At 60.6% G+C, this 10,698-nt stretch carries 13 protein-coding genes; 8 read left to right on the top strand and 5 right to left on the bottom strand.

Going from position 1 to position 10,698, the window contains the following annotated elements; translation table 11 throughout:
* Positions 1-32: 32 nt before the first annotated feature.
* Together I8N66_RS33240 and I8N66_RS33235 are read right to left on the bottom strand one after the other, a co-directional pair.
* Positions 33-1,586, bottom strand: coding sequence for an ISL3 family transposase (locus tag I8N66_RS33240; RefSeq protein WP_291163536.1), 1,554 nt, complete (start codon positions 1,584-1,586; stop codon positions 33-35).
* A 415-nt stretch (positions 1,587-2,001) separates the two neighbouring features.
* Positions 2,002-2,229, bottom strand: a complete 228-nt coding sequence (locus I8N66_RS33235) for a hypothetical protein (RefSeq protein ID WP_291163533.1) — start codon at positions 2,227-2,229, stop codon at positions 2,002-2,004.
* A 293-nt stretch (positions 2,230-2,522) separates the two neighbouring features.
* On the opposite strand from I8N66_RS33235, the gene I8N66_RS33230 reads away from it, so the two are divergent.
* The 5 genes from I8N66_RS33230 to arsH are packed head-to-tail and all read left to right on the top strand — an operon-like array spanning position 2,523 to position 5,654.
* On the top strand, positions 2,523-2,876 hold the full coding sequence (locus I8N66_RS33230; protein WP_291163530.1) for a metalloregulator ArsR/SmtB family transcription factor: 354 nt from the start codon (positions 2,523-2,525) through the stop codon (positions 2,874-2,876).
* Positions 2,877-2,925: 49 nt separating this feature from the next.
* Positions 2,926-3,453 (top strand): arsenate reductase ArsC, encoded by a 528-nt coding sequence (locus I8N66_RS33225; protein WP_291163528.1) that lies wholly within the window; start codon positions 2,926-2,928, stop codon positions 3,451-3,453.
* A complete protein-coding gene (gene arsB, locus I8N66_RS33220; RefSeq protein WP_291163525.1) occupies positions 3,453-4,526 on the top strand; it encodes an ACR3 family arsenite efflux transporter in 1,074 nt (357 codons plus the stop codon). Before I8N66_RS33225 ends, arsB begins: the two co-directional genes overlap by 1 nt.
* Positions 4,523-4,951 (top strand): arsenate reductase (glutaredoxin), encoded by a 429-nt coding sequence (gene arsC, locus I8N66_RS33215; RefSeq protein ID WP_291163522.1) that lies wholly within the window; start codon positions 4,523-4,525, stop codon positions 4,949-4,951. Before arsB ends, arsC begins: the two co-directional genes overlap by 4 nt.
* Entirely contained in the window at positions 4,944-5,654 is a 711-nt protein-coding gene (gene arsH / locus I8N66_RS33210) for an arsenical resistance protein ArsH (RefSeq protein ID WP_291163519.1), read from the top strand. Before arsC ends, arsH begins: the two co-directional genes overlap by 8 nt.
* A 50-nt stretch (positions 5,655-5,704) precedes the next feature.
* Here the strand turns inward: arsH and I8N66_RS33205 are convergent, their stop codons facing one another.
* Positions 5,705-6,514 (bottom strand): sulfite exporter TauE/SafE family protein, encoded by an 810-nt coding sequence (locus I8N66_RS33205; protein ID WP_365888273.1) that lies wholly within the window; start codon positions 6,512-6,514, stop codon positions 5,705-5,707.
* Between the two features lie 175 nt (positions 6,515-6,689).
* Here I8N66_RS33205 and I8N66_RS33200 point away from each other — a divergent pair, with 175 nt between their 5' ends.
* From I8N66_RS33200 to arsK, 3 genes are read left to right on the top strand one after another with little or no spacing between them, the layout of a single operon-like run.
* Positions 6,690-7,010: a metalloregulator ArsR/SmtB family transcription factor gene (locus I8N66_RS33200; protein ID WP_291163516.1), complete on the top strand. Its 321-nt coding sequence runs from the start codon at positions 6,690-6,692 to the stop codon at positions 7,008-7,010.
* Positions 7,011-7,064: 54 nt separating this feature from the next.
* Positions 7,065-8,468 (top strand): FAD-dependent oxidoreductase, encoded by a 1,404-nt coding sequence (locus I8N66_RS33195; RefSeq protein ID WP_291163513.1) that lies wholly within the window; start codon positions 7,065-7,067, stop codon positions 8,466-8,468.
* A 2-nt stretch (positions 8,469-8,470) separates the two neighbouring features.
* The gene (gene arsK, locus I8N66_RS33190; RefSeq protein WP_291163509.1) at positions 8,471-9,685 is read left to right on the top strand and encodes an arsenite efflux MFS transporter ArsK; all 1,215 of its coding nucleotides are present in this window, start codon (positions 8,471-8,473) and stop codon (positions 9,683-9,685) included.
* 76 nt (positions 9,686-9,761) lie between these two features.
* Here the strand turns inward: arsK and I8N66_RS33185 are convergent, their stop codons facing one another.
* Together I8N66_RS33185 and I8N66_RS33180 are read right to left on the bottom strand one after the other, a co-directional pair.
* A complete protein-coding gene (locus tag I8N66_RS33185; RefSeq protein ID WP_291163506.1) occupies positions 9,762-10,202 on the bottom strand; it encodes a DUF411 domain-containing protein in 441 nt (146 codons plus the stop codon).
* A 28-nt stretch (positions 10,203-10,230) separates the two neighbouring features.
* The coding region (locus I8N66_RS33180; RefSeq protein WP_291163503.1) for a multicopper oxidase domain-containing protein at positions 10,231-10,698 on the bottom strand (468 nt) is incomplete at its 5' end.

The following is a 10,698-nucleotide window of genomic DNA, read 5'->3' as shown; positions in this document are numbered from 1 at the left end:
TTTGGCTCTGACGCAGATTTGATGCATCGCTTTCATGTCGCACCGATCAGCCGGGCTTGAAGAAGATCGAGCTTTCCGCGTCCGTACATTTGGCGTTTTACCAGCTTGAGCTTGGTTATCTGCCCTTCGGTCTGCCCATTGGACCAAGGTGAGACGATCGCCGCTCGAACCGCCTTAATGTCTTTCGCTACGCCGTTGCCAAAGGAGGCGACCAGACTGTCCTGGGCGCGGTCGATCCACGGTATGAGTTGGCTTTCCATTTTTCGCCGAACCATCACATGGAAGTCGGCAATTATATCGCGAGCCGAAATGAGCAGCGGGACGCCGTTTTCGATCGCGGCGATGGTGACGGTTTCGGATTTCGTCAGGTTGTCTCTGTTGGTTGTTAAGAGGCGAGCGATCGTCCTGGCGGAGGGAGTGCGGGTCAACGTATCCGCGTCCGCCTTGTCGGCCCGCTTCCGCCGTGTAGCCCATTCACTTACGACTCGGCGCGAACCGCGAAAGCCCTGTATTCTCAAACACCGCCATAGTTCAGTTCCGTTTCGCCTTCCGGCGGCCCATTGTGCATCGAGCCACTCCAAGTACATTTCCAACGAACTTTCTCGCGATCGAAAGACATCGTTTCGTTGCCCTCTGAGCACCTGACGGACCAAGCCGCGACTATGACCGGTGCGCCGCACGATTTCCTTGATCGTCATGCCGTCCTTCGACAGCGCCATGATGGCCCCGTTGGTCTGCTCCCGTCTGAGATAGCCTTCGTATTGAAGCCGTTCGGCCGCGGTCAGCAGTTTCGGATCGACGCGCGTTGCGCCGAGCGTCTTGCGGATTTGCCGCATCGATTTGCGGACCGCGTCCAGGAATGCACGGCTGGCATTCTCCATCAAATGCCATCGATCAGCGACCTGCACAGCATCAGGCAACGCCCTTGCGGCCGCCAGCCCGTAAGCGCCGCCACGGTCGCGGGCAACGATTTGGATTTGGGGGTTCTGCCGCAGCCAAGCCTCCGCCGTCGCGGGCTCGCGGTCTGGCAGCAGACTGACCGGACGTCGCCGTTCCAGATCACACACAATCGTGCCGTAGCGATGATTGCGACGCCAGGCCCAATCATCGATGCCAATCACTGACGGTGGGGCTGACGGCGGAAGGCCTTGCCGGCGAATGACGCGTAGCAAGGTGTCGTTGCTGACGGGAAGCATCAGACGTTGGGCAAAACGAGCCGCCGGGCGTCCACCAAGCGCGAGGGCCAAGTGATGGACAAGATGCTCGAGGCGTCCGGTTCGTCTGGCATAAGGCGGCAGTACATCACCAAACCGCTCGGCGAATATCTGCCTCCCACAAAGCACGGCATCACACGCGAACCTCCGAGTGCGGACGAGAAGCCTGACGCGCCTTCCTGACAGGGGAAGGTCCGCGACCTGGCGGCAATAGCGACTTCGGACCGTTCGAGACATTCGTCCGCATGCTGGGCAAGCGGCCGTTGCGCTGGTTGCGGCAAGCAGGATGCAGGTCTCATCGCCGGCGCGCGTAATGCGTTCAGCAATGAAGCCAGCCGGGACCAAATCAGAAGCGCACAGCTTCGTGCTCATCATACTGATTCCTTTGTGGAAACCAGCAACGCAGCATCGTTACGACTGCATCAAAAATGAGTCAGAGCCCAATTTTGCCCCCCCCTCAGATTTCATCTGACCATCCGGCTTTCTTGCGACGGATGGAACGGGAGTTGAAGCGAGTGGACACGATTGCGCGTGTTCGACGGGCCTTGGCTGGTCGGTCGAGAAGGTCGTCCGGGAACTCCAAGTTCCGCGCAACACGGCGCGCAAGATACTGCGCTCCGACGAGACCGATTTTACCTATGAACGCACATGGCAACCTCTGCCAAGGATCGGCCCCTGGAAGGCTGGGATCGAGCGGCTTCTGACAGCCAATGAGGGAAAGCCGTCGATCCTTCTAGGGACCCATATCCGCGAGAATGCTGCATTACTGCTGCATCCGGTTCGTCGCTCATTGCGCGTCCTCCGATCGGTCCGCCGAGGGTCGCCAGCCGCGGGCGAAACCGAGGCTCATAGATATCTCGGCCAGTGCCAACTGCTGACGAAGGTGCTTGCAGTCGGCCAGCAGAGTCCGGATCGTAGCCTCTGCGTCACCATCGTGCCAAGCCACGGCCGCGGCAACCTCGTCGATTCCTTCAGCTTGCTCTTCGATCTCGATTTGTCGGTAGGCGACGGACATAGTTTCTCCTGCTCCAGTTCGCGCTGGAGTGCTTCATCTTCGGTTTTCAGGTGGCGGCCGCATCGCCGATGTTCTTATTATGTTCCTGTCAGACGAAGAGTCAATCGAAGGCTGCCAATTCTTCCCTACCAATCGCATGCCGATCTGTGATGGCGATCATCCGACTGATATCATTGAGTGATATAATCTGCAGGAGGCTGTTCCATCGCCTCTAAGGGGTGGCTGCGGATTGCTTCGCGAAGCCCGCAGCTTCGCCTGTTGACGGTCTCCATAATATCCATTAACGTGGATATATGGATACAAATTCAGCCATAGCTGCGCTCGCCGCTCTTGCCCAAAGCACCCGTCTCGACACGTTTCGGCTACTCGTCAAGCACGAGCCTGACGGTCTGCCCGTCGGCGAGTTGGCTAAAACCATCGACGTGCCGCAAAACACGATGTCTGCACATCTCAAGATACTGACACAGGCGGGCCTGATCGCCGGCGAGCGGCATAGCCGATCAATCGTCTACCGCGCAAACCTTGATGTCTTCCGGGAGCTGACTTTGTTCCTGATCAGGGACTGCTGTGGTGGCAATGCGGAGATTTGCACCCCACTCATTGCCGAACTCATGCCCTGCTGCCCGCCAGCAAAGGTGACCGCATGAGTTTTCGTAACTCTCAGAACCCGGATCAACACCACTAGGGACAAGGACAATGTCTGACCGCGTTTATAACGTGCTCTTCTTGTGCACGGGCAATTCCGCTCGCTCTATTCTCGCCGAATCCATCCTCAACAAGGAAGGTGGCGGCCGCTTCAGGGCCTTCTCCGCAGGCAGCCAGCCAAAGGGCGAAGTCAATCCTCACGCCCTGAAGGAACTCGAAGCGCTCGGCTATTCGGCGGCTGGTTTTTCGTCGAAAAGCTGGGACGTCTTCGCTGAGCCAGGCGCACCACAGATGGATTTCATCTTCACCGTCTGTGATAGCGCGCACGGCGAAGCCTGCCCGGTCTGGATTGGTCATCCCATGACCGCGCATTGGGGTGTCGAGGACCCCGCTGCCGTTGACGGCTCCGAAGTCGAAATCCAGCGAGCCTTCGCGACCGCCGCTCGGTTCCTGAAAAACCGGATCATGGCTTTCCTCAGTCTTCCACATTCCTCCATCGACAAGCTCGCGCTCGAACAGCAACTGCGCCAGATCGGCCAAATGGAAGGCTCCACGCAGCCCCAGGAAATGGCAAGCTGATGTCATCGTTTGAACGATACCTCACCGTCTGGGTGTTTCTCTGCATTCTCGTCGGTATTGCGCTTGGACATTTGATGCCGGGCGTCTTCCAGGTGATCGGTGCGGCGGAAATCGCCAAGGTCAACATCCCCGTGGCCGTCCTCATCTGGCTGATGGTCATTCCCATGCTGTTGAAGATCGACTTCGGATCCTTGTCCAAGGTCGGCAGCTACTGGCGCGGGATCGGCGTCACCCTGTTCATCAATTGGGCGGTCAAGCCGTTCTCAATGGCCCTGCTCGGCTGGCTGTTCATCGGCTGGCTCTTCAGGCCCTTGCTCCCCGCTGACCAGATCGATTCCTATATCGCCGGCCTGATCATCCTCGCTGCGGCGCCTTGCACGGCCATGGTCTTCGTCTGGTCGAACCTCACCAAGGGCGAGCCCCATTTCACGCTGTCACAGGTTGCGCTCAACGACGCCATCATGATCGTCGCGTTCGCTCCCATCGTCGGCTTGCTGCTCGGCCTCTCGGCCATCACCGTGCCGTGGGACACGCTGATGATCTCGGTCGCGCTCTACATCCTCATTCCCGTGGCGATCGCGCAGGTCGTGCGGAAACTGATGATGGCCGATGGCAGCACGAAGGCGCTCGATCGCCTCCTGGCCAAGCTGCAGCCCCTCTCGCTTGTGGCGTTGCTGGCAACCTTGGTCCTGCTGTTCGGATTCCAGGGTGAACAGATCATCGCCCAGCCCACCATCATCGCGCTACTCGCCGTTCCGATCCTGATTCAGGTCTACTTCAATTCGGGCCTTGCATACCTGTTGAACCGCATGTCCGGAGAACAGCATTGCGTCGCGGGACCGTCCGCACTGATTGGGGCATCGAACTTCTTCGAACTCGCCGTCGCGGCGGCCATCAGCCTGTTCGGCTTCCAGTCGGGTGCCGCACTGGCAACCGTGGTCGGTGTCCTGATCGAGGTGCCAGTGATGCTGTCCGTCGTCTGGATCGTGAACCGTTCCAAGGGCTGGTACGAGGCAAGCCCATCCGTCGCCAGAAACACCGTCGCCGATAAAACGATTACCGAAAGGGCATGATCATGGACGTCACCATCTATCACAATCCTGCATGCGGAACGTCCCGCAACACCCTCGAAATGATCCGCAATGCGGGCATCGAGCCGACCATCATCGAATACGTGACCGCACCACCGACGCGCGACCAGCTCGTGCAGATGATTGCCGATGCGGGGCTTACCGTACGCGAAGCGATCCGCGAGAAGGGCACGCCCTATGCGGAGCTCGGCCTCGACAACCCGGACCTGACCGATGATCACTTGCTCGACGCCATGCTGAAGGATCCGATCCTGATCAATCGGCCGTTCGTGATCACGCCGATGGGCACGCGCCTATCCCGCCCGTCCGAGGTCGTCCTCGAAATCCTCCCCGACACCCACAAGGGCGCATTCACTAAGGAAGACGGCGAGAAGGTTCTCGACGAGAAGGGAAACCGCATTGTCTGAAGCATTTCCCGCCGCCGCCTCCGAACACCTCCGCCTGCCTGATCTCGACGCGCTTCGTCCTGAGTTCTCGACGCACAAACCACGCATCCTGATCCTTTACGGTTCGCTTCGGGAAATCTCCTACAGTCGACTACTCGCTCACGAAGCTCGTCGCCTGCTGGAGCATTTTGGCTGCGAGGTTCGGATATTCGATCCCAAGGGGCTGCCCCTGCCGGATGAAGCACCAATCAGCCACCCCAAGGTGAAGGAACTGCGCGATCTCTCCGAATGGTCGGAAGGCCAGGTCTGGGTCAGTCCAGAACGGCACGGCGCGATGACTGGTATCATGAAGGCCCAAATAGATTGGATACCGCTCTCCCTCGGCTCCGTTCGACCGACGCAAGGCAAGACCCTGGCCGTGATGGAAGTGTCCGGGGGCAGTCAGTCCTTCAATGCGGTCAACCAGATGCGCATTCTCGGCCGCTGGATGCGGATGATCACGATCCCGAACCAGTCGTCGGTCGCGAAGGCCTACCAGGAGTTCGACGCCGACGGACGAATGAAGCCTTCGTCCTTTTACGATCGTGTCGTAGACGTCTGTGAAGAACTGGTGAAGTTTACCTGGCTTACCCGAGATGCGTCACCGTACCTCACCGACCGATACAGCGAGCGGAAAGAGGATGCCGAAAAGCTAGAGAAGCGGGTACAGCTCAAGGCTATTTAATCGCCGACGTGCACCTGTTCGGCCTGTTCACAGGACAGGTGCACATGGCCTCACGCGTGCCGCCAAACTTTAACGGCGGAGATCAAAAGAATTACCGCGAGAGCTGGAAGCAGAAGACCATTCGGAACGACACCAAGCAGCAATCCGCCGATGAACGTCCCGACTACCGACCCCGCTGCCATGACGAGCAGGAACATCTTGTTGCGTCCGAGAACGGAAAAACTCTGGTCGCGACTGTAGCGGGTGAAACCGACGAGCATGGTGGGCAAGCTAACAGCCAGCGAGAGGCTTCCCGCAAGCTTGATATCCGCACCAAACAGCAGGACGAGCGTCGGGATCAGCAACTCGCCGCCGGCCACACCGAGCAACGAAGCCACTATGCCGATAACAAATCCCGCAACGACCCCAGCGACAAGCTGAGTGGCTCCGGTTAGCAAGGGTTGTCCCGATGTCGCATCATGCCCCGCGACAAGCACCACCGCGATGGCAACGAGAAGGCTGGCGATAACCTTATAAAGTGTCTGCGACTTCAGACGCGTTGCCCATCCCGCGCCGAACCACGCCCCGAGCAAGCTTCCCGCCAACAGATTGGCAACGATAGTCCAATTGTCGGCAATCGCGCTGAAAGGCACTGTCGCAGCACGGAATGGGAGAGCTGAGGCGACAACGACGAGACTCATGGCCTTGTTGAGGATGACAGCTTCCAACGCGCCGAAGTTGAACAGGCCGATCAGCAGCGGCAGCCGAAACTCCGCTCCGCCGAGACCGATCAATCCGCCCAATGCACCGATAATCCCACCACCGCCAAATGCCATCGGCAGATTGCGTGACGTTGAGTCTTTCACCAGTCCGTCTGCCAAAATCGTTGTATCCGGTTGGAGATTTCGCTTTCTATCCAGTTTTCAGCGAACAAGCGAGACGTGTTGTCCGGAAGAAGGTTCCGAATTTCCCGAAACAGTTCGCTCGATTTCGCCTATTTCGACAAATGCCGAAATAAGCCTTGACGCGCTCGGATCGCCACCATAGCTTATTTCCATGATTATCGAAGAAGCAGCATCTCAGCTTGAAGCCCTCGGAAACGTGACACGTCTCCGCATCTATCGCACGCTAGTTCGGGCCGGCGACGACGGCCTTCCCGTCGGACGGCTGCAGAAGAAGCTCGAAATCCCGGCCTCGACGCTCTCGCACCATCTGAAGCGGCTCGTGGATACTGGTCTGGTGGTCCAGGACCGTCAGGCGACGACCCTGATCTGCACCGCCCACTACCGCAACATGAACGCGCTTGTCGGCTATCTCGTCGACGAGTGCTGCATCGACGCCGGGTGCGCCAAGCGTCCCGAGAAGGCGGCTGTGTAAGCCCCTTTTTTGCGCACATATTTCGAACCTTCTGGAAATACGAAAGGAGATCCCATGACCTCGATTGAAAATCTCCCCGTCGCCGTCATCGGCGCTGGCCCCGTCGGACTTGCTGCCGCCGCGCGCCTCGTCGAGCGCGGTATGCAGCCGCTGATCCTGGAACGAGGTAAGAGCGTCGGCGCTGCGATGCTGGAGTGGGGCCATGTAAGGGTCTTCTCTCCATGGAGGTACAACATCGACGCGGCCGCGCGAACCCTCCTCGAGGCCGCTGGCTGGGATGCGCCAACGCCGGACCATCTGCCGAATGGGCGGGAAATTGTTGAAGAGTACCTCGCGCCGCTTTCGCGTGTCCCAGCGATTGCGAAGGGGCTGAAACTCGGGGCGACGGTTACCGCGGTCGCGCGCCACGGCCTGGACAAGGTATCCTCGGACGGGCGGGTCGGCAGACCGTTCGTCGTGCGATACTCCGACACATCCGGAGAGCACGACATCGCCGTCCGAGCCGTGATCGATGCTTCCGGCACATGGACGCAACCGAATCCCATGGGCATCAGTGGTCTCCCCGTCCGGGGCGAACGCTCCACAGACAAGGTTTCGTATGGGATCCCCGACGTCGCCGGCGCGCGCCGGGCCGACTTCATCGGCAAGCGTGTGCTCGTGGTCGGAGGCGGCCATTCCGCGATCAACGTCGCCTTGGCGCTGATGGAACTGCAGGAGACCGAACCCAAAACCGAAATCTTCTGGGCGCTCCGCCACAGCGGAGTCGAGCGTCTCCTCGGTGGAGGATTGAATGACCAGCTCCCGGAACGAGGAGCCCTCGGGCTGGCCGCCAAGCGAGCCATCGCCGATGGGCGTCTGAACATGCTGACCGGGTTCGCGGCAGAAGGCCTTGCGATCGACGGCAGTGGGCTTGTGATCGAGGGCACGGCGGGCGGTAAGCCAATCAGTGTTGCTGTCGATCAGGTCGTCGTCACGACCGGGTTCAGGCCCGACTTCTCGTTCCTCCGGGAACTGAGGGTCGAGGTCGATCCCGCTGTCGAAGCGCCACCCGCGCTCGCTCCGCTCATCGATCCGAACCTGCACTCCTGTGGCACGGTGCCACCACACGGCGTCGAAGAACTCAAACATCCGGAGAAGGATTTCTTTATCGTCGGCTCGAAATCCTACGGCCGCGCGCCGACCTTCCTGATGCTTACCGGCTACGAACAGGCGCGATCGGTCGTCGCCGAGATCGCGGGCGACCATGCGGCCGCGCGGCAAGTCGAACTCGTCCTCCCGGAAACGGGCGTGTGCAGCGCAGACCCTGTCACCACGTCAGCGGGCGGCTGCTGCGGCGGCCCCGCACCGGTGGAAATTGACGCGTGCTGCGCCGCCGACGCCGTCGCGAAATCCTCAGGCAAATCGGGCTGCGGCTGCGGCAGCTCGCCAAAGCCCGAGACCATCAGCGAAGGTGCCTGACGATGGAAAGCAAGCTGCCCGTGTGGACAGTCTGTGGTCTGGGTGTAACGCAGATCATTGGATACGGCACACTCTACTATGCCTTCAGCATCCTGGTGCCGGACATCGCTCGCGATATCGGTCGCTCACAGGAATGGGTGTTCGGGGCCTTCTCGATCGCCCTGTTCGTCGGGAGCATTGCTGCGCCTGTGGCGGGACATCTTGCTGACAAGTTCGGAGCAGGCCGTCTCATGGCCGCAGGCTCCATTCTGGCCGCCCTGTCGCTCTGCCTGACGGCGTTCGCACCGGGAGCGACGACGTTCGCAATCGGGCTGGCGATCACGGAGGTGGTGTCTACGGCGGTTCTCTACGCGGTGGCATTCACCGCCATCGTCCAGGTGGGAGGTCGCACGGCTCAAACTTCGATAGTCCACCTTACCCTGATAGCAGGATTCGCATCGTCAGTGTTCTGGCCGCTGACCTCATGGCTTCACGGGTATCTGTCCTGGCGCGAGATCTATCTGCTATTTGCCGCAATGAACCTTCTGGTCTGCCTTCCGGTTCATCTCGCATTGGGGCGGCTGACGTCCAGATCCGCTCCGGCGGTGGCAGCCACGACCGCTACGGTAGGGGATCGACGTCGCACGAACGGCAGTATGCTGGTGTTCTCCCTCATGCTGGTCGGCTTCGCCGTCGAGGGATACGCCCTCTCCGCAATCCTGGTACACATGGTTCCGCTGACGCAGGCACTCGGTCTTGGAGCGGCGGGATTGCTGGTGGCCTCCATGTTCGGCCCTGCTCAGGTCGCCAGCCGTCTGATCAACCTGGGATTTGGCAAGGAGCTATCCCAGCGTTGGCTCGCAGTCATTGCGACGGTGCTTCTGCCAATCGGCTTGGTGATCCTGCTCCTGACCACTCCCTGGGGACCCGGAGCGGTGTTGTTCGCGATCTGCTTCGGCCTCGGATCCGGCCTGACGAGCATCGTCGGCGGCACCCTGCCCCTCGAACTGTTCGGCCGCGAAGGCTACGGGCGGCGGCTTGGCTGGTGTACCTCCGCCAAGCAACTGACGTCCGCCATCGCCCCCGTCGCCATGGCGGTCTCCATGGGTGGTCTGGGTGTCGTGCACTCGCTTTGGATTACAGCCGCCGTCGGCATCGTGGGTGCCGCTGCATTTCTGGCGATCGTCATTGTCACCGCCGCGCAACGCGGGCCAGCGGCGACCGAGAGTGCCGCCTGATAGGTTCTTGCCGCGAATCCTGCCACCGTTAGCGGTAGCAGGATTCGCGGCAAGGCCCCGCGTCGGTGCACCGCACTCATTCCGTCGCGTACACCTCCGGCTTCTTGCCGTCTTTTGGCACCGTATAGATCACGAACGGTGCGGTCTTTGTGCCCACCATGCCCGGCGAGCCCATCGGCATTCCGGGCAAGGTGATGCCTGCGATCGGCGGCCGCTCCTTGAGGAGCTTGCGGACGATTGTCACCGGCACATGTCCGTCGACCACATAGCCGTCGATGAACATCGTGTGGCAGCCCTGCATGTTTTCCGGCACACCTGCCTTGCGGCTGATCTCGAGGAGATCGTTGGTCGGCTTCACGTCGACGTTGAAGCCGTTCTCGCGCAGGTAGGCGGCGTAACCCTCGCAACAGCCGCACTGCGGGTTCTTGTAAAGCGTGGCCTGCAGCGGATCGGCGATCGCCGGTGCGGCGAAGGCCATGAAAGCGGCGAGACTGGCGAAGCGGATTGAAGCGTTCATATCGGTTCTCCTTGCTTAGTTCGTTGGTTTAGGCGACGCGCAGCACGGTCATCAGGCCCGACATCTGGTGGTCCATGACGTGGCAATGCAGCATCCAGTCACCGGGATTGTCGGCGACGAAGGCGGCTTCAACGACATCCTTCGGAGCCATCAGCACCGTGTCCTGCCATTGGCCATGCGGGACCGGCCTGCCGTTGCGGCTCAAGACCCGCAGGCTATGCCCGTGGAAATGCATCGGGTGCCACCAGGTGGTGTCGTTGTGCAGTTCCAGCACCACGCTGCGGCCGCGCCTGAAGACCAGGGCGGGCTCCATTCCCGCATGGCCATCCCCGGTCATCGACTGGCCGTTGATCGCCCAGACAGCGCCATGACCCATGCCCATCATCCCGCCCATGCCCATCATTCCGCCCTGCATGTCCCCCCTCCCCATCATCGCGCTCATCATGCCGCCCTGGAGCGTCAACCTGTGGCGCTCCGCCGCGGCGATTTCGGGTGC

This window comes from Ensifer sp. SSB1 (assembly GCF_016652895.1).
GTDB lineage: Bacteria > Pseudomonadota > Alphaproteobacteria > Rhizobiales > Rhizobiaceae > Ensifer.
This window is presented reverse-complemented; position numbering and strand designations above follow the sequence as displayed.